Genomic DNA, 21460 nt, shown 5'->3' on the forward strand with positions numbered 1-21460 from the left:
CTTGCATAATCCAGCCCGGATGGCAGCCCGACGGACGCCGACGCGAAGGCGGTAGACCTGCGTCTGGACAAGCGCCGCGGTCAGTAAGCTTAGGGGCGTTTATGCGATTACGACATTCATCCGCGTGCATGCTGCGTGCACTGCTGCGCCGCAGTCTGATTCTGGCGTGTGGCGCCATCGGCGGCGGCATTCTGGCGTGTTGGGCGGGCATGAGTGATCTGCGCAGCGACACCGCCGACTTTCGCTACGAACAAATGGCGGAACGCGTGGGCTTGCTGGTGCGCATTCTTAACGCCACGCCGGGGCCGGAGCGCACAGCGCTGGCCAATGCCGCCAGCGGCGGCGGGCTGGACGTGGCGCTGGGCGAACACGGCGCGCTGGAAGTCAGCCCCGATGCCACGCTGGCGCTGGAAGTGTCGGTGCGCGTGGCCAGCGGCAACAGCGTAAAAGGCGCGGGCGTGAGCGCCAGTTGCCCGCTGGACGCCGTGGTCCCCGAACTTGATCCGTGGCGCACGCATGAACCTGCCTGCGCCGCGGTCGACGTTGTACTAACCGATGGCACCCCGTTGCGCGTGGCCTTTGCCGACAACCTGGCGATGGCGCGACCGGGCGCTTTTGCGCTGGCTAAACATCAGGCGGGCATTGCGGCTGCGGCATTGGCGGGCGCGCTGAGTTTGTTGCTGGCGGCCTATATATGGCGCGGCGCGGAACGACGCATGGCGCGCACCGGCCGGCGCAATCGCAGATTGGCCGCGGCGGGTGGGGTGGCCAAGGGTTAGCGCGCTGATCGGGTCTGCGCCGCGCCCGGCGAACAATCAGAACATCAATTTTTAAGAAAGAGTGCAATCGTGGCTGTAATACATCGTGGGGCAGGGGCCGTCAGTATGGCCCTGGCAGCGCCAGGCTGGGCGGGCGCAACCTGGCCGATCAACGCGGGGGCAGTCGACCTGATGTGGATGGGCTTGCTGTTTCTGGCCTGCATGCTGGGCGCGGGCGGCATTCTGTTTATGCCCCGCCGCCGCGTTCCGAGACCCGCGCTGCCGCTGCAACCGCCTGCGCGACCGTTGCAGGACGGCATCGCCGATCTGGTGCATGAAATCCGCGCGCCGTTGAGCGTGATCAGCGGCGAAATCGAAGCGGCGCAATGTGGCCTGCGCGCCATCGACGCGCAGACGCTGGACGCGCTGGCGGTCGAATCGGCCCGGCTGGCGCGCTTGCTGCGTGATCTGGAAGGGCTGACGTCGTGCACGAGCAGCGCGACAGGGGCTGCGGTGTATCAGTTTGGCGCGCTGGCGCTGGATACCTGGTTGCAACGCTGGTTGCGCCATCGCAATACACAGCTGGCCGGCGCGGGCATTGCGCTGCATTTGCAGATTGAAACCCGCGGCGCGGTGTTGATCCAGGCCGACGAGCAACGGCTGGCTCAACTGTTCGACAACCTGTTGCAAAACACGCTGCGCTACACCGATGCGCCGGGCACGTTGCGCGTAGCGCTGACGCGTTCGGCGCACGGCTGGCCGCATATCCGTTGGGAAGACAGCGCGCCGGGCGTGCCGCCGGAGCAGATGTCGGCGCTGCGGCTGCGCCATTGGCGCGGCGATCACACCGTGCAAGGCAGCGGGCTGGGGCTGGATATCGCCAGCCGCATCGCCGCCGCGCATCACGCGCGCTTTGAGGCCTCGCCCAGCCAACTGGGTGGGCTGTGCTGGTCCCTTGAATTTGTACAACTGGACGGAGAACGCGGATGAAGCCCCATGTGCTGCTGGTGGAGGACGAAGCGGGTCTGGCGCATGTGCTGGGCGATTATCTGCAAGCCGATGGCTTTGACGTGACCTGGCGCGAGCGTGGCGCGGATGCCTTGCAATGGCTGTCGGGCAATGCGGCCGATTTGATGTTGCTGGACCTGGGCCTGCCGGATTTGCCCGGCATGGAAATCTGTCGGCGCGTGCGGGCGCGCTCGGCGCTGCCCATCATCATGCTGAGCGGGCGCAGCAGCGAAATCGACCGCGTGCTGGGGCTGGAAACCGGCGCGGATGATTTTGTCGGCAAGCCCTACAGCCTGCGCGAAGTGGCGGCACGCGTACGCACTGTGCTGCGGCGGCAACGCAGCTTTGCCCCGGCTGAAGCGCGTGCGCCGGAGATCTCGTTTGACGACAACGCCTGCCGCGTCTGGATTGATGGCGCCGATGCGGCGCTGACGCTGATCGAATACCAGTTGCTGCGGCAAATGGCGCAACGCCCCGGCTTTTTGATGTCGCGCGCGCAATTGATGGATGGCATGTATAACGACGGCCGCATCGTCACCGAACGCACGATTGACAGTCATATCAAAAAGATCCGGCAAAAGCTGACGCTGGCCGCGCCGTCGATGCGCTATGTGCATTCGGTGTATGGCGGCGGCTATCGCTATGAGGCCTTGCCGGCCTGAAGTGTGGGTTCGAACTTGCATGCCATGCAGGCAGATCGCAATGCCCAGCCGCAGATCCGGCGCTGTTTAATGCTGTGGTGAAGTCCGCGGAGCGCTACGGGTGATCAGGTCGGAGATACCGTTGCGTACTGCGCAAGCGCATAGCCGGCGGAGAGAATCGTCCTATGTGGTAGGCGGAATGGCGCTGGCAAAGTGCATCCTTTTTTGCCGATTTCCCGGCGTTTCTGGCCGGCGAAGCAATCAGGATGAGGCCCACCATGAAGAACAAACTTGCCAGGTTGATCTGGGTGTCGGGGATGTGTCTGTTGTTTTCAGCAAAACCGGCCCTGGCTTTGATATGCGGCTTCGAAAGCCGCTACACCGAATATACCCAGGAGATTAATGAGCAGATGAAGGGGATGGCGGTGCTGGACGCTCTGCCCTCCGGCACCGAACTCTGGCGCTCGCCCATGTACCATGTGCCCCTCATTTGCACTGAGTCGTTCGCCCAGGATTCCGATGACGTCGTTATCTATGCCAATCCAGAGCGAGTGACGCCAATACCGGGGGTTCAGTTCGGCATCGTTTATCGGGGTAAAACTTATTGGGGAGGAACGGGCGAGCAGAACAGTTACGGCGAGATGATCATGACTTACATCTATACGAATTGGCAGCCACAACAAGCCAATAGCGTCTTTCAGGTGGGCATGACGCTGGACTTTCAGGTGATCATGCGAAAAAACGCGGCAATGATCGGCGCGGCTGTCGTGGACAAGTACGATGTTTTCTCGCTAGGGGGGCGCCGTTACGGTTTTCACTCCAGTACGTTCGGACAGGTGCGCAAGTACACCTTTACCTACCGGTTGATCGGGCTTAACGGCACCAAGCCAAGCACCTGCGTGCCCACAGTCAAAACTACGCCTGCTGTCATCACGTTCAAAGCCATCGCAAAACCTGCTCTGGAAGCCGGTAAACAACGCGTGGTGCCGTTTTCGCTGGATTTTTCTGCACAGAGCTGCAGTGCGCCTCTAACGGTTGATGTGGTTTTTTCGAGCCCGAATACCGACACGACCAAAACCATCATTATCCCCACAGACAACACCTCGGTGGGCATCACCGTCCGCGAGGCGGGCAAGGGCAATATCGTAATGGATACGCCCATTACGATGCTTGAGGACTGGAGTGGCAACGTCATAAGCCGTCCGCTGGAAGCGGTGCTGTCGAAGCAAACCAGCCCGGTTTCTGTCGGCGCCTTCAATGCCGTCGCAACAGTGACGATGCAGTACCGCTAAGCGGCCCAGGTTCGCCGTACACTGTGCTGTTCTCCTTCCTGTACACCGCAGCCCCATATCCTGGGGCGGCGGTATGAATCTGGCTCACGCGGCCCGGTAAGAACTTTGCCGCAAACAACCACCGCGCCCGTGTTAAAATCGCCGACTTCCCCGACCTTCAGGACACGCCGCACATGTTCTCCCGCTCCCGGACTATTGCTCAGTACGACCCCGATCTCGCTGCCGCCATTCAAGGCGAAGTGGTACGCCAGCACGAACATATCGAGCTGATCGCCAGCGAAAACTACACCAGCCCGGCCGTGATGGAAGCGCAGGGTTCGCAGCTGACCAACAAGTACGCCGAAGGTTATCCGGGCAAACGTTTTTACGGCGGTTGCGAGCATGTAGACGTGCTGGAGCAACTGGCCATCGACCGCGTCAAGCAACTGTTTGGCGCTGAATACGCCAACGTGCAGCCGCATTCGGGTTCGCAAGCCAACCAGGCGGTGTACTTTGCCGTGCTGAAGCCGGGCGACACCATCATGGGTATGAACCTGGGCCACGGCGGTCACCTGACCCATGGCTCGCCCGCCAACCTGAGCGGCAAGCTGTTCAATATCGTGCCGTACGGTCTGAACGATAAAGAAGAAATCGATTACGACGAGATGGAACGCATCGCCATCGAAGCCAAGCCCAAGCTGATTATCGGCGGCGCTTCGGCTTATGCATTGCGCTTTGACTTTGAGCGCATGGCCGCCATCGCCAAGAAGGTGGGCGCGTACTTTATGGTCGACATGGCGCATTACGCCGGTCTGATCGCTGCTGGCCTGTATCCGAACCCAGTGCCGCACGCTGACTTTGTGACCTCAACCACGCACAAGACGCTGCGCGGCCCGCGCGGTGGCCTGATCCTGGCCAAGGCGGAATTTGAAAAAGTGCTGAATTCCAGCGTGTTCCCGGCGCTGCAAGGCGGCCCACTGATGCACGTGATCGCCGGCAAGGCGGTGGCGTTTAAAGAAGCGGCACAACCTGAATTCAAGACTTACCAGCAACAAGTAATCAAGAACGCGCAAGCGATGGCCGCAGCGCTGACCGAACGCGGTCTGCGCATTATCTCGGGCCATACCGAATCGCATCTGTTCCTGGTGGATCTGCGTCCCAAAGGCCTGACCGGCAAGGCCGCCGATGCGGCGCTGGGCAAGGCGCATATCACCGTTAACAAGAATTCGATTCCCAACGATCCGGAAAGCCCGTTTGTGACGTCCGGCATCCGCATCGGCAGCCCGGCCATCACCACGCGCGGCTTTAAAGAAGCTGAAGCGGCGCAAGTGGCTAATCTGATTGCCGACGTGCTGGATAATCCGGATGACGAAGCCAATCTGGCTGCGGTGGCGGAGAAGGTCAAAGCACTGACCGCCCGCTTCCCGGTTTACGGCGAGTAAACGCATAGGGTGGGACTCGGCGTCCCCGTCAAGACCCACCATTCAAAGCCATTGAGAAATGCACGAAGGCTCATATTCCTCTTCGTTGTGACGGCTTTGATGGGTGGGTCATGACCCACCCTATGGATGGTGCAATTTGTAGTTGATGTGCTAGCTTGACGCTCTTTGATTGGCCCGCCGCCGCTGTATGCGCCGGCGGGCTGTTTTGCCTGTACAGGCTTGCTCTTTGAACCCCCGGAGGCTTCGCATGAAGTGTCCATTCTGCGGCTCACCCGATACCCAAGTGGTGGATAGCCGCGTCTCTGACGAAGGCGATACCGTACGCCGGCGTCGTCGTTGCAATGTGTGCGACAAACGCTTTACCACGTTCGAAACCGCCGAAGTGCGGTTGCCGCAAGTGGTCAAGGCCAATGGCCAGCGCGCCGAGTTTGATCGCGACCGCATCCGCACCAGTTTCCAGCGCGCACTGCACAAGCGCCCCGTGCCCACCCAACTGGTGGACGAAGCCATTTCGCGCATCATCCAGCGTGTGCTTACCGTCGGCGAGCGCGAAATCATGTCGCGCCAGATTGGCGAAATGGTGATGTCCGAGCTGGCCAAGCTCGACAAGGTGGCTTATATCCGCTTTGCCTCGGTGTATCGCTCGTTTTCTGACGTCGATGATTTCCGCGACGTCATCCGTGAAGTGACCAAACAATAAATGACCGAAGTGGCCCGCTACAGCGCTGCCGACTACGCCCATATGCAGCATGCATTGGCGCTGGCGGCGCGCGGCCGTTACATCACGCCGCCCAACCCCAGCGTGGGTTGTGTGCTGGTGCGCGATGGCGGGGTCGTGGGTGAAGGCCACAGCCAGCCCACCGGCCACGCGCATGCCGAAGTGATGGCGATGCGCATGGCCGGCGAGCAAGCGCGTGGCGCGACGGCTTATGTGACGCTGGAACCGTGTAGCCATCACGGCCGTACGCCGCCGTGTGCGGATGGCCTGATCGCGGCGGGCGTCAGCCGCGTGGTGGTGGCTTTGCGTGACCCCAATCCGCTGGTGGCGGGGCAGGGCCTGGCGCGCTTGCGTGCGGCCGGTATCGAAGTCAGCCACGGATTGCTGGCCAATGAAGCCGCCGAACATCATCGTGGATTTCTCAGTCGCATGATCCGGCACCGGCCGTGGTTGCGGGTCAAGATCGCGACGTCGCTGGATGGCCGCACCGCGCTGGCCAATGGCGAATCGCAATGGATTACCGGCCCGGCCGCGCGCGCCGATGTGCAAGCATTGCGCGCGCGTTCCAGCGCCATGATCACCGGCATTGGCACTGTGCTGGCCGACGATGCGGCACTGACCGTGCGTGATCCGGTGTTTGCCGATATCGGCCGCCAGCCTTTGCGGGTGGTGCTTGATGGCCGCCTGCGCACGCCGCCCTCGGCGCGAATCTTGCAAACGCCGGGCGTACTGATTGTGTGCGCGGTGCTTGATGGCGCGCGTGAAGCCGCTTTGCGCGATGCGGGCGCTGAGGTAATCAGCCTGCCTGATGCCGACGGTCGTATCGATCTGCCCGCATTGAGTGCCGAACTGGCGCAGCGCGGCTGCAATGAAGTGACGGTGGAAGCGGGCGCGATCCTGAACGGCGCGTTTTTGCGCAGCGGTCTGGTGGATGAAATCATCTGGTATCAGGCGCCGGTCATTATTGGTGAACCGGGCCGGGGCGCAGCCGAACTCGATCTGTCCCAACTGGCCGCCCGCCTGGCTCCGCGCGTGCTGTCTCGGCGCATGGTGGGCGTTGATCAAAGGCTGGACTTGCGATTTACCGATCCGGCTCTATTTGTGACGCAGGAGTAACGCGATGACATCCGCCCCCGCCCTCGCATGTCCCGATTGTGGCCAGCCGCTTGAAGTATTGGTGGCGTGCGGCGCGCGCAGTTATTTCTGCAACGGCTGCAACGAACTCAAGTCTTCGCAACGCGTACGCCAGTCCAATCCAGCCCAATTCGCAGATCAAAACAAGGAAACCCCCTGAATGTTTACCGGTATTGTGCAAGGCCTCGGCACGATCGAAAAAGTCGAGCCATTTGAAGGTGGCGTCAGCCTGGTGGTGCATGCGCCCGAGCTGGATTTATCGGACGTGGCGCTGGGCGACAGCATTTCGCATAACGGTGCGTGCATGACGGTGGTGGATTTGCAGCCCGATGCGCGCTATCGCATTGATGTGTCGGAAGAATCGCTGCGCGTGACGGTGGGTCTGCAGGATCAGGGCCGCAAGGTAAACCTCGAAAAAGCCATGCGTCTGTCCGACCGTCTGGGTGGCCATCTGGTGTCGGGCCATGTGGATGGCGTGGGCGAAGTGATCAGCTTTGAGCCGGTGGGCGACAACCGCGAACTGATCATCCGCGCGCCGCAATCGCTGAAAAAATATCTGGCTGTCAAAGGCTCGGTGGTGGTGAACGGCGTGTCGCTGACCACCAACTGGGTGCGCGATGCCGCTGAGGGCGTGGAGTTTTCGATCAACCTGATTCCGCACACGCTCACCGTCACCACGCTGGGCGAACTGCACGCGGGCGCCAGGGTAAACCTGGAAGTCGATCTGATCGCCCGCTACGTCGAGCGCATGCTGGCGGCGGGAGCAATCTGATGGCAAGCATCGCACCAATCAAAGACATCATCGCCGACATTCGCGCCGGCAAGATGGTGATCCTGGTGGACGAAGAAGATCGCGAAAACGAAGGCGATCTGGTGTTGGCGGCCGATTATGTCACGCCCGAAATCATTAACTTTATGGCGAAGTACGGCCGCGGGCTGATCTGCCTGACGCTGAGCGCCGACCGCTGCAAGCAGCTGAATCTGCCGTTGATGGTCAACAACAATGGCTCCAGTCACGGCACCAATTTCACCGTGTCGATCGAAGCCGCTGAAGGCGTCAGCACGGGCATCTCGGCCGCCGACCGCGCGCTGACCATCCGCCGCGCGGTGGCGTTTGATGCCAAGCCGGGCGATCTGGTGTCGCCGGGCCATGTATTCCCCTTGCTGGCGCAGCCCGGTGGCGTGCTGGTGCGCGCGGGTCATACCGAGGCCGGCTCTGATCTGGCGATGCTGGCCGGTTTGTCGCCGGCGTCGGTGATTTGCGAAATCATGAACGACGACGGCAGCATGGCGCGTTTGCCCGAGCTGCTGGAGTTTGCCGAGCAACACCAGATCAAGATCGGCACCATCGCCGACCTGATCCACTATCGCAGCCAGACCGAATCGCTGGTCGAGACCAAAGGCGTGCGCACCGTCGAGACCTTTGCCGGTGAGTTCAAACTGCATGTGTTCCGCGACACGCTGACCAGCACCACGCATCTGGCGCTGGTGCATGGCGAACCCACGCCGGGCGAAGAGACGCTGGTGCGCGTGCACGAGCCACTGAGCGTGATGGACTGGCTGGATCTGGCGCACAGCGCGCATTCGTGGAATGTGCGCGAATCGCTCGAAGCCATTGCACGCGCCGAGCGTGGCGTAGTCATCCTGTTGCACCGCACTGAAAACGGCGACGATCTGCTGGCGCGCGCCTTGCCCGAGCTGAAGCTGGAGCAGCCGCGCAAATGGGATATGCGTACCTATGGCATCGGTGCGCAAATGCTCAAATCGTTGGGCGTGGGCAAGATGCGGTTGCTGTCGCCCGAACGCAAAATGCCGAGCATGACCGGTTTTGGTCTCGAAATTACCGGCTTTGAATTACCGCGCTGCGCGGAAAAGTAATACGTAACACGTAATCCACGAAGGAAGCATCATGACATTGAGCAAGAATATCCAGTTTATCGCGCCCGATATGAACGGCGCGGGCCTGCGCATTGCGTTGGTTTACAGCCGCTTTAACACGCCGGTGTGCGAAGGTCTGCGCGACGCCGCGCTGGACGAACTGAACAAGCTGGGCGTGAAGGAATCCGACCTGCTGGTGACCAGTGTGCCGGGCGCGCTGGAGATCCCGCTGGTGCTGCAAACGCTGGCCAAGAGCCGTCGCTTTGACGCGCTGATTGGCCTCGGCGCCGTCATCCGCGGCGAGACTTATCACTTCGAACTGGTTTCCAACGAATCGGGCGCTGGCGTAACGCAAGTAACGCTGGACCACGGCGTGCCGATCGCCAACGCCATCCTGACCACCGAAACCGACGAGCAAGCTGAAGTGCGCGTGGATGAGAAGGGTCGGGATGCCGCCAAAGTGGCCGTCGAAATGGCCAATCTGCAAAAGGTATTGAAAGCATGAGCGACACGAACCAGTCGGGCGCAGCCGCGCCGGGTGCAGACGCACCCAAAAAAGCACCACCCAAGTCGGCCCGCCGCCGCGCCCGCGAGTTCGCGATGCAAGGTATTTATCAGTGGCAACTGACCAATGATTCGGTCACGTCGATTGAGAAGTTTCTGCGCGAAAGCAGCACATCGTTTGTGAAGGCCGACGAGGCGCTGTTTCGCAATCTGCTGGTGGGCGCGCTGGGTGGCCAGGCGCATCTGACCGAAGCGCTGCGTCCGCACGTGGACCGCGACCTGGCGGAAGTCAGCCCGGTGGAACGCGCAATTTTGCTGGTGGGCGCGCAAGAAATCATCAACATGCCCGAAACGCCATATCCGGTGATCATCAACGAAGCCATCGAGCTGGCCAAAACCTTTGGCGGCGCCGATGGCCACAAGTTTGTGAACGGCGTGCTCGACCAACTGGCCGCCGTGGTGCGTCCGGCTGAAGTCGAAGCGATTCGCGCCAAACGGCAACGTTAAGCGACCGCAGCTTGAACGAATTCGATCTGATTGCCCGCTATTTTCATCGGCCGGGCACGGTGGCCGATCTGGGCGTGGGCGATGACGCTGCTTTGTTGACGCCTGCGCCCGGCCAGCAGTTGGCCATTTCAGTGGACATGCTGGTGGCGGGCCGCCATTTCTTTGAAGACGTCGACCCGTTTACGCTGGGCCACAAGAGCCTGGCGGTTAATTTGTCCGATCTGGCCGCCATGGGTGCGACGCCGCGCTGGTTTACCCTGGCGCTGGCGTTGCCACACGCTGATGCGGCATGGCTGGAAGCGTTTAGCCGCGGCATGTTCGCGCTGGCCGAAGCGCATGGCCTCGAACTGGTGGGTGGTGATACCACGCGCGGGCCGTTGACCATCAGTATCCAGATCGCGGGCGAAGTGCCGAAGGGCAGCGCGTTGTTGCGCGGCGGCGCGCAAGCGGATGACGACATCTGGGTGTCGGGCCAGCTAGGCGCTGCGGCGGCCGCGGTGGCGCAGCGGCTGGAAGGCTTGCCGTTATCGGCCGGCGCGCTGGCGCAGTGCTTGCCGCGGCTACAACAGCCGACGCCACGCGTGGCGTTGGGGCAGGGCCTGCGCGGGCTGGCACACGCGTGTCTGGATATTTCCGATGGTTTGCTGGGTGATCTGGCGCATATCTGCCAACGCTCGGGTTTAAGCGCGCAATTGCGCGCGGCGACCATCCCGGTGGCCGATGCGCTGGCCGAGCTGGACCACGTCACGGCTTTGCAACTGGCGCTGGCGGGTGGCGACGATTACGAATTGTGTTTCTGTGCACCCGCAGCAGCACGCCAGGCGATCGTCGATCTGGCCGCGCAATGCGATGTGCCCGTCACGCGTGTCGGTCGCATGGCGGCAGGCGATGCGGTAGTGGTGGTGCTGGATGCGCAGGGCTTGCCGTTACCGACTTCGCGCAAAGCCTACGATCATTTCCGCTAAACGCCGTAACCCCCTTAACGATTAGCGAATTTTTATGTCTGCATCCAAACGTGGGCTGATCCAGCCCGATCTGCGTTTCTTGTTCAGCAAACCGGCGCACTTTATTGCCTTGGGTTTTGGCAGCGGTTTGCCGCGCAAAGCGCCGGGCACATTTGGCACGCTGGCGGCCTTGCCGCTGTATGCCTTGATGCTGTGGCTGGGTCTGGGCGTTAACGCCATCCTCGCCGTGTGCGCGGTGACCTTTTTGATTGGCTGGTGGGCAGCGCACGTTACTGGCCATGATCTGGGCGTGCATGACCACGGCGGCATCGTCATCGACGAGATCGTGGCGATGTGGCTGGTGCTGTTACTGGTGCCGACGCCTGGCGCTGGCAGCATGCCGCTGGCCGAGATCGCGCTGTGGTGGGGCATCGCCTTTGCCGCGTTCCGCTTGTTTGATATCTGGAAACCGTGGCCGATCCGCTTTTTTGATGCGCGCGTGCCCGGCGGTTTTGGGGTGATGCTCGATGACATCCTGGCCGCGGTGTACGCGGGTTTGCTGGTGTGGTTGCTGCAAGCGGCGGCGCCACTGGTTTAAAAGCATGTATCAGCGGCAATAAAAAAACGGACCTCGCGAGGTCCGTTTTTATTTGCCCAATCCGCCCGATTACTTGAGCTGTTGTTGCAGCGTGCTGAGGATCGGGTAGGCCGTCTTGCTGTCGACCGCCGCGCCGCTCTTGTCGGTGACCACCAGCTTGATGCCGTTGACTTCCTGCTTCAACTGCACGTGATATTCAATTTGTTCGGCCGGCTTGTCGGCAGGCTTCGATTTCCAGAAGGCCAGCTTGCTGAATACGCTGTCCGACTTCTCGCCGCTGATATCGTTGGCGGCCTGGTGCACAAAGTAGATGCCCTTGCTGCGATCGCGATCGAACACCTGATAGCCGCTGCGATCCAGCGCCAGGCCAACGCGACGCCATGCGCGATCGAAGCTGTCGTTGATGGCCAGCGACTGGTTGTTGTCGGTCAGCGTTGCGCCGTCCGGCAGCTTGACTGGCGCGGCGACGGTGGCTTGCGCCTGTTCCGGCGTCATGCCAAAGCGGTTCAGCATCATGGCCAGCATTTGCGCTTCCAGCTCCGGATCTTCCGGGCGCGGGGTCCAGATGGTTTGCGTGCCCTGGTTACCGGTGGCGTTGCTGCCAATGCGCTGATCCGAGCTGCCGTTGTCTTTGTAGACTTCCTGCATGCCCTGATGCGACAGATAGATTTCGGTGGTGCCCGGCGCCGCACCGCGTTCGACGCGAGTACGGAACTTGTCCAGCAGGCCGGTGGAAATGGCGCCATCGGCAATCTTGCGCAACAGCTTGGTGACGATGTCTTGCGGCAGATTGGCACGGTTTTCTTGCCAATCAGTTTCCATGATGCCGATCTGCGGATTGTCGGTGGTCAGCAGAAAGCCGTTATCCAGCCAGAACTGACGGATATCGGGCCACAGCTTTTCCGGATCGCCCTTGATCACCAGCCAGCGTTGCGCGCCGGCTTGCACCAGTTGTGCGCGTTGTTCCGGGGCCAGCGCTGGCGTTGCGGCTTGCGCCGGGGCGGTGGTGGTCGCTGCCGCAGCGGCCGGGGCTGAAGCGCCAGCGGCCAGCACCGATTTGCCCGGCACGATATAACCGTTGTTAACGTTGGGCGAAGTCAGATCGGGCGGGATTTCGAGCGAGTTGCGCGACAGGTTATCGCTGCCGGAGCGGTAATCGACCTTGCTCTGAAACGGCATCTGGTCAACAGAAGTACAACCGGCGGCCACCAGCACGGCAGCAACAGGCATCAGGCGGAACAGGTTTTTCATGTTTGTTTTCTGCATCAGGCTAGATTATTCGGGGATTACAGCAGGCCGGCGGCTTGCAGCGCGCGACGTACCACGGGTTGAGCGCCCTCGGACAGGGCAGTCAGCGGCAAGCGGATACCGGCGCCGATGTGCCCCATAGCCTGCAGGGCCCATTTGACGGGAATCGGGTTGGCTTCGACGAACAGATTCTTGTGCAGATCCTGCAGCTTGTCGTTGATCTGACGCGCAACGGGGATATTACCTGCGGCGGCTTCGCGGCATAGCTGGCTCATCGCGTGCGGGGCCACGTTGGCGGTCACCGAAATCACGCCATGGCCGCCCAACAACAAAAAGGCCAGCGAAGACGCGTCGTCACCGCTATACAAAGCAAAGTCAGCGGGCGCGCGTTTGATCAGATCGGCTGCGCGTTCCAGGTTGCCGGTGGCGTCTTTCAGACCGACGATGCCGGGCAGTTCGGCCAGGCGCAAAACGGTGTCGTTGGCCAGATCGGCCACGGTGCGGCCCGGTACGTTATACAGGATGGTGGGCAGACCACTGCTTTCGGCAATGGTCTTGAAATGCAGGTACAGGCCTTCTTGCGTGGGCCGGTTGTAGTAGGGCACCACCGACAGGCCATAGGCAGCGCCGACTTCTTTGGCGCGGCGCGAAAGGTGTACGGCTTCGCGGGTGGAGTTGGCGCCGGTGCCTGCGATAACAGGCACACGGCCCGCCGCATGTTCGACGCAGAAACGGATCAGCTCAACGTGTTCTTCGACATCGACTGTGGGGGATTCACCGGTGGTGCCCACTGCAACGATGCCGTCAGTGCCTTGCTCGATATGCCAGTCAACCAGTTTTTTCAAGCGTTCGAAATCAAGGGCGCCGTCATCCTTCATCGGCGTGACGATCGCAACCAGACTACCTGTCAGCATGGAGCTATACCTTGTTCAGACTATCAAATCCGGCGGCTATAAAGACAAGGCCGCAGACGCATAAACCGGCATTCTAACCGAACCAGGCAAGCCGCGGAAACCGGATAAGTTGCTGCAGGTATCAAAGGCAGAAAGCAGCGCGCGGCCGTTGTAAGGCCGAGCGGGCCAGACCAGCGGACTTGTGGGTGCCGGGCTCGCAAAAAACTGCGCCAGGATTGCGCTGATGTTTGCGCAGCGCAAAGAAGCCAGGCAGCTTGATCGAGTAACGCGCGGGCGAATAACCCGGTTGGCCGCCTGCGGCCAGATGCGAAATCACGTATACCACCGCGTTAAGCAAAAGCATTGAATGCCGCACTTTGGTGCCGAATCCGCTGCACATACCGTTACGGATTTGCAAGGACTGGAGGGCCGATGGAATAATCGGCCCAGGTTTACAGTGCCACGGCCACAGATTACAACTTTGAGTGCGACCTAACGCACACAAAGTCAGGCCGAGTTATGAGTGCAGTTGATAGTAAACAGGAGGCCGTCAGCCCCACGCACTATTTTTGCGACAGGGCGAGCGGCAGTCTTGCCAGACCAGCAATCCGGTTTTAGCGGCGCGCTGGCGCGGCCATTTGAGGAAGGGCGGAGACTAAACATGCTTGGATATTTACAAAAAATCGGCCGCGCGCTGATGTTGCCTGTGGCGACATTGCCTGCAGCAGCCATTCTGATGGGTGTAGGTTATTGGCTAGACCCGACCGGTTGGGGCTCCAATAGCGCCCTTGCTGCGTTCCTGATCAAATCAGGCGCGGCCATTATCGACAACATGTCTATCCTGTTTGCTGTGGGCGTGGCCTACGGCATGTCCGAAGACCGCGACGGCGCTGCTGCGCTGGCAGGCCTGGTGGGCTTCTATGTACTGACCACGCTGTGCTCGCCCGGTGCGGTGGCCCAGATCCAGGGTCTCGATCCCAAGGCCGTTCCGGCCGCGTTTGGCAAGATCAATAACCAGTTCGTCGGTATTCTGACGGGCGTTATTTCGGCCGAACTGTATAACCGCTTCCACCGCGTTGAACTGCACAAAGCGTTCTCGTTCTTCAGTGGACGCCGCCTGGTGCCGATCATCACGTCGTTTGTGATGATTTTCGTCGCCTTCATCATGATGTGGGTCTGGCCGATCATCTTTAATGGCCTGGTTCACTTTGGCGAAAGCGTCAAGGATATGGGCGCGGTGGGCGCCGGTATCTATGCGTTCTTCAACCGTCTGCTGATCCCGGTGGGTCTGCATCACGCGCTGAACTCGGTGTTCTGGTTTGACGTCGCTGGCATCAACGACATTCCCAACTTCCTGGGCGGCGCCAAGTCGCTGGCGGAAGGCAAGGCTGTTGTGGGCGTCACCGGTATGTACCAGGCGGGTTTCTTCCCGGTGATGATGTTCGGTCTGCCTGGCGCTGCGCTGGCGATCTATCAAACCGCCAAGCCCGCCAACAAGACCCGCGTTGCATCGATCATGATCGCTGCTGCTTTCGCGTCGTTCTTTACCGGTATTACCGAGCCGCTTGAATTCTCGTTCATGTTTGTGGCGCCGCCGCTGTACCTGCTGCACGCGTTCCTGACCGGTGTGTCGGTGTTTATCGCCGCCAAGATGCAGTGGATTGCCGGCTTCGGCTTCTCGGCAGGTCTGGTCGATATGGTGCTGTCCACCAAGAACCCGCTGGCTAAAGACTGGTTCATGCTGCTGGTGCAGGGCGTCGTGTTCTTCTTCATCTACTACCTGGCCTTCCGTGGCGCGATCTCCGCGTTCAACCTGAAGACCCCGGGCCGCGAAGATGACGACGTCAATGCCGCTCCGGCTGCTGGCGCCAATGTTGACGCTTCTTCCGACATCAACACCCTGGCCGCTGGCTACGTGAATGTGATCGGTGGTGCGGCCAACGTGGTTGCCATTGATGCGTGTATCACTCGCCTGCGTCTGACGCTGGCTGATACGGCCAATGTGGATGAAGCCGCCGCCAAGCGCCTGGGCGCTTCGGGCCTGATCCGTCTGAACAAGCAAAACGTGCAGATCATTGTTGGGCCGCGCGCCGAACTGATCGCTGATGGCATGCGTGCTGTGCTGGGTCGTCCGGCTGCTGCAGTGCCGGCACCGGCTCCGGTTGCGCCTCGCCCGGTGGCCGCTCCGGCTCCGGTGGCTGCGCCTGTCGCTGCGCCGGCCGTTGCACCCGCTGCGGTTGCACCCGCTGCTACCGTCGTACCGACCTCGCCCAAGGGCCTGGTGCTGGTTGCGCCGATGAGCGGCAACATTGTTCCGCTGGATCAAGTGCCGGACGCTGCATTTGCCAGCAAGGCAGTGGGTGACGGCATCGCTATCCAGCCGACCGGCAAGTTTGTGGTTGCCCCGGCTAGCGGCACCATCGCCAAGATCTTCAACAGCAACCACGCCTTTGCACTGGTCGCTGACAATGGCGCGGAAATCATCGTTCACATCGGTATCGAAACCGTCAAGCTGGGCGGCCAGGGCTTTACCCGTCTGGCTACGCAAGGTGCGCATGTGAACGCGGGTGATCCGGTGCTGGAACTTGATCTGGAATACCTGGGCCAGCACGCACAATCGCTGATCAGCCCGGTGGTCATCAGCAATTCCGACCAGTTTGCTGGCCTGGCCGATGCGGCCACCGGCGCGGTCGAAGCGGGCAAGACGCCGCTGTACGTGCTGCTGAACAAGTAATTGCGTTGCTGCCAGGGCTTCGGCTCTGGCGATAAAAAAGCGGACGGCTGCGGCCTTCCGCTTTTTTTGTGCCCAACCACCGATGGGCAAGTCGCATAGGGTGGGTCTAGACCCACCACTCAAAGCCATTTGCCATATCAACCGCGTTTTGCGTTTAACTTGCGGTGTGTTCTGCAATCTGCTGCCAAACCCGTCACCGGACGCGTATGCCGGCCGCGGTGCAGGTGGCTTGCGGCTTTGAATGGTGGGTCTGGACCCACCCTATAAAGCAAAAAAAGCAGACTGCTGGGTCCGCTTTTTATTTCAACTGCCTGCGCCGAAATCGCATAGGGTGGGTCAAGACCCACCACTCAGAGCCATTCGCCAGGTCAACCGCGTTTTGCGTCCAATGTTCGGTCCGTGTTCTGTAATGCCATTTATAGCGATAGAGCGAGTCAAACTTGTCCGGACGGGTGTGTCGGTCGCGGTGGGCCTGGCTTGCGGCCTTGTGTGGTGGGTCTAGACCCACCCTATAAAGCGTAAAAAAAAGCGGACCGCTGGGTCCGCTTTTTAATCTCAACTGCCTGCGTTGGGATCAGCCCAGCAGATGCTTCACCGCATCGCGCTCTTCCGATAGTTCCTTGGCCGATGCATCGATGCGGCCGCGGCTGAATTCGCTCACGTCCAGGCCTTCGACGATAGTGTACTTGCCGTCTTTGCAGGTCACCGGGTAGCCGAAGATCAGATCGCTGATGCCGTATTCGCCATTGGCCGGTACGCCCATAGTCACCCAGTCGCCTTCCGGCGTGCCCAGTACCCAGTTACGGATGTGGTCGATGGCGGCGTTGGCGGCCGATGCGGCCGACGACAAACCGCGCGCCTTGATAATGGCGGCGCCGCGTTGTTGCACGGTGGGGATGAATTCGGTTTCCAGCCACTTCTGATCGTTAACCAGTTGCGCGGCGTTCTGGCCTTTGATTTCAGCGTGGAAGATATCCGGATACTGCGTGCTGGAGTGGTTACCCCAGATGATCATCTTCTTGACGTCGGTAACGACATTGCCGGTTTTCTGCGCCAGTTGGGTCAGTGCGCGGTTGTGGTCCAGACGCATCATGGCGGTGAAGTTGGCCGGGTTCAGATCCGGGGCGTTCTTCATCGCGATATAGGCGTTGGTGTTGGCCGGGTTGCCCACCACCAGTACTTTAACGTCACGGCTGGCCACTTCGTTCAGTGCACGGCCTTGGGCGGTAAAGATGGCGCCGTTGGCTTCCAGCAGATCTTTACGTTCCATGCCCGGGCCACGCGGACGCGCACCCACCAGCAAGGCGATGTCGGCGTCTTTGAAAGCCACTTTCGGGTCGTCGGTCTGCACCACGCCAGCCAGCAGCGGGAAAGCGCAATCGTCCAGTTCCATCACCACACCGTTCAGGGCCGGCAGCGACGGGGTGATATCCAGCAATTGCAGAATCACCGGCTGATCCGGGCCCAGCATGGCGCCAGAAGCGATACGGAACAACAGGCTGTAGCCAATCTGGCCAGCAGCGCCAGTTACGGCAACGCGTACGGGGGTTTTCATTTGGTAAAGACTCCGCAAGGGTGAGCGGCGGCAAGCCGCCATCGACGACTGTGGCCTGGATGGCGCAACGCGCCCGGCCTTTCGAGAACAGTTATGTGCACCACCTGCCGTGATTTACGTTGTAAGGCTACATGCCGCTACGTGATTTATGCGTATCGGGCACGTGCACTACACAGGTGCGTGCGCAATAGGATGTTGCACAGTGGCAAAAGTCTAACACGCACGCATAAGGCATTGCCACGCTTTGTCGCGTAATGGCCGCCACCGATCAAAACGTCTTATGTCTTATATAAGACTGTAGTAGACGCTGCTGCGACAACATGATAAAAAGCGCACAACCATGAAAAAGCTCTCTGCAGTTTCGCTTTATCAGCAGGTTCAGCGCGAAGTGCTCTCGGAAATCGAAGCAGGTGTGTGGCAGTCCGATGAAGCCCTGCCCAGCGAGCAAGAGCTGGCGCAGCGCTTTGGCGTCAGCCAGGGCACGGTCAGAAAAGCGTTGGATGGGCTGGTCACCGATGGCGTGTTGTATCGCCGGCAAGGCGTCGGCACGTTTGTGCAGGCCGCCAGTGATGACCTCGGCGAGTTGCGTTTTTCACCACCAAACAGCTTTGCTAGTGAAATCCCCAGGGTTGAATTACTCAGCTGTACGCGTATCCATGCAGCTGAGCAGTTGGCCGATATTTTCGGCATGCGGCGCGGCGCAGGCATGTGGCAGGTGCGGCGCTTGTTGCGCGTGCAGGGCGAAGTGATCGGCGTGGAAGAATCGTTGCTGCCCGAAGCCGTGTTTCCGGATCTGGATATTCGCCGCTTGCGTGAAGCGCGCGGTAATTTGCGCACCGTATGCTGGCTGGATTACGGCGTGCGGCTCAAGACCACCGAGGTGCGCTTTAGAGCCGTCGCCGCCGGCCAGGTCGAAGCGCGGCAGTTGCAGATCGACGTTAACGAACCGGTGTTGCAGCTCACTCGGCTGGCGCGCGATTTTGAAGCTAAGCCGCAAGTGTGGAGCGTGGCCTGGTTTCGCTCCGAGCAATACGCCATGCAAGCGCCCGTGTTTTAAATGATTTGATTCAGGCCAGCCCAGCCGGCTGGTCTTTTGTGTATTTAGAAGTCACCACAAGGAAGAGTGCGTATGAGTGCAACGCGGCCTAAACATCTGGCGATATGGCAAATCAGGATGCCATTGCCGGCGATTGTCTCCATCCTGCATCGCGCCAGCGGCGCACTGCTGTTTGCAGCGGTGCCGTTCATGCTGTACGCGCTGCAAGGCACGCTGTCTTCTGCTGATCGCTTTGAAGCGTTTCGCGCCTGTATCGCGCATCCGCTGGTCAAACTGGCCTTGCTGGCCGTGTTGTGGGCGTTTCTGCATCACGCCTGTGCCGGCATCCGCTTTCTGCTGATGGATATCCACAAGGGCGTTGAACTGCCCAAGGCCCGCGCCAGCGCTTATGCCGTGCTGGGCGTCAGCATCGTGCTCACCATCGTGACCGGGGGTCTGACATGGTAATCAAACGCCCTGTGATTGGCGCTCATTACGGCCTGAAAGACTGGCTGGTGCAGCGACTGACCGCCGTGGTCATGCTGGCTTATGTAGTCGGCGTGATTGTGTTTTTGCTGGCGTCGCGTGGCGGTAGCTACGAAGCCTGGCAGCATCTGTTTGCCTGTAGCTGGGTGCGCGTGCTGACGCAAGTGACGGTGCTGGCGCTGCTGTGGCATGCCTGGGTGGGCGTGCGGGATATCTGGATGGATTACATCCAGCACACCGGCCTGAAGCTGGCGGCGCATACGCTGACTATTTTGTGGCTGGTCGCCAGCCTTGTTTATTCCGTTAAAGTTGTGTGGGGTGCTTGATGTCTGTTCCTGTTCGCAAATTCGATGCAGTAATCGTAGGGGCGGGTGGTGCAGGCTTGCGTGCGGCTCTGCAACTGTCTGAAGCCGGCCTCAAGACCGCTGTGCTGTCCAAGGTTTTCCCGACGCGTTCGCACACGGTGGCCGCGCAAGGCGGTATTTCCGCTTCGCTGGGCAACGTGCAAGAGGACAAATGGGAATGGCATATGTACGACACCGTCAAAGGGTCGGACTGGCTGGGTGACCAGGATGCCATCGAGTTCATGTGCCGGCAGGCCCCCGAAGTGGTGGTTGAGCTCGAACACTTCGGCATGCCGTTTGACCGTCTGGAAAACGGCAAGATTTATCAGCGCCCGTTTGGCGGCCACATGGCGGACTTCGGCAAGACACCGGTGCAACGCGCCTGTGCTGCCGCCGACCGGACCGGCCACGCCATGCTGCACACGCTGTACCAACGCAATGTGCGCGCCAATACCCAGTTCTTTGTGGAATGGATGGCGCTCGATCTGATCCGTGATGCCGATGGCGACGTGGTTGGCGTCACCGCGCTGGAAATGGAAACGGGCGAGACCTTTATCCTGCACGCCAAAGCGGTGTTGTTTGCCACCGGCGGCGCGGGCCGTATCTATTCGGCGTCCACCAATGCATTTATCAATACCGGCGACGGCCTGGGCATGACCGTGCGCGCCGGTATCCCGCTGGAAGACATGGAATTCTGGCAATTCCATCCGACCGGTGTAGCGGGCGCGGGGGTGTTGATTACCGAAGGCGTGCGCGGCGAGGGCGGCATTCTGCTCAACGCCAATGGCGAGCGCTTTATGGAACGCTACGCGCCCAATGCCAAAGATCTGGCCTCGCGTGACGTGGTGTCGCGCGCCATGGCGCTGGAGATTCTGGAAGGCCGTGGTTGTGGCAAAGAAAAAGACCACGTGCTGCTCAAGCTCGACCATCTCGGCCCCGAGATCATCAACCATCGTCTGCCCGGCATTCGCGAAATCGCCATCAAGTTTGCTGGCGTCGATCCGATCAAAGACCCGATCCCGGTGGTGCCGACCACGCACTACATGATGGGTGGCATTCCGGCCAACTATAAAGGCGAAGTGGTGGCGCCGCAGGGCGACAACCCGGAAGTGCGCGTCAACGGCTTCTACGCCGCGGGCGAATGCGCATGTGCCTCGGTGCACGGCGCTAACCGTCTGGGCACCAACTCGCTGCTGGATCTGGTGGTGTTCGGCAAGTCGGCCGGGAACTCGATGATTGAATACATCAAGACCGAACGCCAGGACTGGAAACCGCTGCCGGCTAACGCCGCGGATGTGTCGCTGGCGCGGCTGGCGCGGCTGGAAAACCAGACTGGCGGCGAAGAAGTGGCCGACGTGCGCAACGCCATGCAGAAATGCGTGCAGCTGCGCGCCGGTGTGTTCCGCAACGACGAGAACCTGGCCAAGGGTGTGGCGGAGATCAAAGCGATTGCCGAACGCGCCAAGCGCACCCAGATCAAAGACAAATCAAAAGTCTGGAACACCGCGCGGACTGAAGCGCTCGAACTCGACAACCTGATCGAAGTGGCCGTGGCCACGCTGATTTCGGCCGAGGCGCGCAAGGAATCGCGCGGCGCGCATGCGCAAGATGACTACCCGGATCGCCACGACGATGAATGGATGAAGCACACGCTGTACGACGGCGCCACGCGCAGCTTGAGCTACAAACCCGTGCATACCCAACCGTTGTCGGTGGAATACATCGCACCGCAAAAGCGCGTGTACTAAGCGAGATCGCCCT

The 21460-nt window shown here is 60.7% G+C and carries 23 protein-coding genes; 19 read left to right on the forward strand and 4 right to left on the reverse strand.

Annotated features, from left to right (window positions below):
• Window positions 1-128 precede the first annotated feature (128 nt).
• The 14 genes from WG78_RS10225 to WG78_RS10285 all read left to right on the forward strand — a co-directional run bounded on the left by WG78_RS10225 (window position 129) and on the right by WG78_RS10285 (window position 11403).
• Window positions 129-779: a hypothetical protein gene (locus WG78_RS10225; RefSeq protein WP_053937721.1), complete on the forward strand. Its 651-nt coding sequence runs from the start codon at window positions 129-131 to the stop codon at window positions 777-779.
• A gap of 105 nt (window positions 780-884) precedes the next feature.
• On the forward strand, window positions 885-1748 hold the full coding sequence (locus tag WG78_RS10230) for an ATP-binding protein (RefSeq protein ID WP_053937722.1): 864 nt from the start codon (window positions 885-887) through the stop codon (window positions 1746-1748).
• Window positions 1745-2428, forward strand: coding sequence for a response regulator (locus WG78_RS10235; protein WP_053937723.1), 684 nt, complete (start codon window positions 1745-1747; stop codon window positions 2426-2428). The genes WG78_RS10230 and WG78_RS10235 overlap by 4 nt, the downstream gene beginning before the upstream one ends.
• Before the next feature lie 257 nt (window positions 2429-2685).
• Window positions 2686-3699 carry a fimbrial protein gene (locus tag WG78_RS10240; RefSeq protein ID WP_161805095.1) on the forward strand — a complete coding sequence of 338 codons (1014 nt, stop codon included), beginning with the start codon at window positions 2686-2688 and terminating at the stop codon, window positions 3697-3699.
• Window positions 3700-3872: 173 nt separating this feature from the next.
• On the forward strand, window positions 3873-5120 hold the full coding sequence (gene glyA / locus WG78_RS10245) for a serine hydroxymethyltransferase (RefSeq protein WP_053937725.1): 1248 nt from the start codon (window positions 3873-3875) through the stop codon (window positions 5118-5120).
• Between the two features lie 247 nt (window positions 5121-5367).
• Window positions 5368-5820: a transcriptional regulator NrdR gene (gene nrdR, locus WG78_RS10250; protein WP_053937726.1), complete on the forward strand. Its 453-nt coding sequence runs from the start codon at window positions 5368-5370 to the stop codon at window positions 5818-5820.
• Window positions 5821-6954, forward strand: coding sequence for a bifunctional diaminohydroxyphosphoribosylaminopyrimidine deaminase/5-amino-6-(5-phosphoribosylamino)uracil reductase RibD (gene ribD / locus WG78_RS10255; RefSeq protein ID WP_053937727.1), 1134 nt, complete (start codon window positions 5821-5823; stop codon window positions 6952-6954).
• A 4-nt stretch (window positions 6955-6958) separates the two neighbouring features.
• Window positions 6959-7132, forward strand: coding sequence for a YfgJ family double zinc ribbon protein (locus WG78_RS23380; RefSeq protein ID WP_083458911.1), 174 nt, complete (start codon window positions 6959-6961; stop codon window positions 7130-7132).
• Window positions 7133-7744, forward strand: coding sequence for a riboflavin synthase (locus WG78_RS10260; RefSeq protein WP_053937728.1), 612 nt, complete (start codon window positions 7133-7135; stop codon window positions 7742-7744). It begins immediately after the preceding gene.
• Complete coding sequence (ribBA, locus tag WG78_RS10265; protein ID WP_053937729.1) at window positions 7744-8850, forward strand: bifunctional 3,4-dihydroxy-2-butanone-4-phosphate synthase/GTP cyclohydrolase II; 1107 nt, start codon at window positions 7744-7746, stop codon at window positions 8848-8850. The genes WG78_RS10260 and ribBA overlap by 1 nt, the downstream gene beginning before the upstream one ends.
• A 31-nt stretch (window positions 8851-8881) precedes the next feature.
• Complete coding sequence (ribH, locus tag WG78_RS10270) at window positions 8882-9355, forward strand: 6,7-dimethyl-8-ribityllumazine synthase (RefSeq protein WP_053937730.1); 474 nt, start codon at window positions 8882-8884, stop codon at window positions 9353-9355.
• Entirely contained in the window at window positions 9352-9861 is a 510-nt protein-coding gene (nusB, locus tag WG78_RS10275; RefSeq protein WP_053937731.1) for a transcription antitermination factor NusB, read from the forward strand. Before ribH ends, nusB begins: the two co-directional genes overlap by 4 nt.
• Window positions 9862-9872: 11 nt before the next feature.
• Window positions 9873-10826 (forward strand): thiamine-phosphate kinase, encoded by a 954-nt coding sequence (thiL, locus tag WG78_RS10280; protein WP_053937732.1) that lies wholly within the window; start codon window positions 9873-9875, stop codon window positions 10824-10826.
• A 34-nt stretch (window positions 10827-10860) separates the two neighbouring features.
• Window positions 10861-11403, forward strand: coding sequence for a phosphatidylglycerophosphatase A family protein (locus tag WG78_RS10285; RefSeq protein ID WP_053937733.1), 543 nt, complete (start codon window positions 10861-10863; stop codon window positions 11401-11403).
• Between the two features lie 69 nt (window positions 11404-11472).
• Here WG78_RS10285 and bamC read toward each other — a convergent pair whose 3' ends face one another.
• The 3 genes from bamC to WG78_RS10300 all read right to left on the reverse strand — a co-directional run bounded on the left by bamC (window position 11473) and on the right by WG78_RS10300 (window position 13908).
• Entirely contained in the window at window positions 11473-12654 is a 1182-nt protein-coding gene (gene bamC / locus WG78_RS10290; protein ID WP_161805096.1) for an NlpB/DapX family lipoprotein, read from the reverse strand.
• 35 nt (window positions 12655-12689) lie between these two features.
• The gene (gene dapA / locus WG78_RS10295) at window positions 12690-13565 is read right to left on the reverse strand and encodes a 4-hydroxy-tetrahydrodipicolinate synthase (RefSeq protein WP_053937735.1); all 876 of its coding nucleotides are present in this window, start codon (window positions 13563-13565) and stop codon (window positions 12690-12692) included.
• Window positions 13566-13686: 121 nt separating this feature from the next.
• Window positions 13687-13908, reverse strand: a complete 222-nt coding sequence (locus tag WG78_RS10300; protein WP_053937736.1) for a hypothetical protein — start codon at window positions 13906-13908, stop codon at window positions 13687-13689.
• Window positions 13909-14205: 297 nt separating this feature from the next.
• Here WG78_RS10300 and nagE point away from each other — a divergent pair, with 297 nt between their 5' ends.
• Window positions 14206-16278, forward strand: coding sequence for an N-acetylglucosamine-specific PTS transporter subunit IIBC (gene nagE, locus WG78_RS10305; protein ID WP_053937737.1), 2073 nt, complete (start codon window positions 14206-14208; stop codon window positions 16276-16278).
• A 574-nt stretch (window positions 16279-16852) separates the two neighbouring features.
• Here nagE and WG78_RS10310 read toward each other — a convergent pair.
• Window positions 16853-17833: a malate dehydrogenase gene (locus WG78_RS10310; RefSeq protein WP_053937738.1), complete on the reverse strand. Its 981-nt coding sequence runs from the start codon at window positions 17831-17833 to the stop codon at window positions 16853-16855.
• A gap of 340 nt (window positions 17834-18173) precedes the next feature.
• On the opposite strand from WG78_RS10310, the gene WG78_RS10315 reads away from it, so the two are divergent.
• The 4 genes from WG78_RS10315 to sdhA all read left to right on the forward strand — a co-directional run bounded on the left by WG78_RS10315 (window position 18174) and on the right by sdhA (window position 21447).
• On the forward strand, window positions 18174-18890 hold the full coding sequence (locus WG78_RS10315) for a GntR family transcriptional regulator (protein ID WP_053937739.1): 717 nt from the start codon (window positions 18174-18176) through the stop codon (window positions 18888-18890).
• 72 nt (window positions 18891-18962) lie between these two features.
• Entirely contained in the window at window positions 18963-19337 is a 375-nt protein-coding gene (sdhC, locus tag WG78_RS10320) for a succinate dehydrogenase, cytochrome b556 subunit (RefSeq protein WP_053937740.1), read from the forward strand.
• Complete coding sequence (gene sdhD / locus WG78_RS10325) at window positions 19331-19681, forward strand: succinate dehydrogenase, hydrophobic membrane anchor protein (protein ID WP_053937741.1); 351 nt, start codon at window positions 19331-19333, stop codon at window positions 19679-19681. The genes sdhC and sdhD overlap by 7 nt, the downstream gene beginning before the upstream one ends.
• Window positions 19681-21447: a succinate dehydrogenase flavoprotein subunit gene (gene sdhA, locus WG78_RS10330; protein WP_053937742.1), complete on the forward strand. Its 1767-nt coding sequence runs from the start codon at window positions 19681-19683 to the stop codon at window positions 21445-21447. The genes sdhD and sdhA overlap by 1 nt, the downstream gene beginning before the upstream one ends.
• Window positions 21448-21460: the final 13 nt, after the last annotated feature.

The sequence above is a fragment of the Amantichitinum ursilacus genome, from assembly GCF_001294205.1.
In the GTDB taxonomy this organism is placed as follows: Bacteria; Pseudomonadota; Gammaproteobacteria; order Burkholderiales; family Chitinibacteraceae; genus Amantichitinum; species Amantichitinum ursilacus.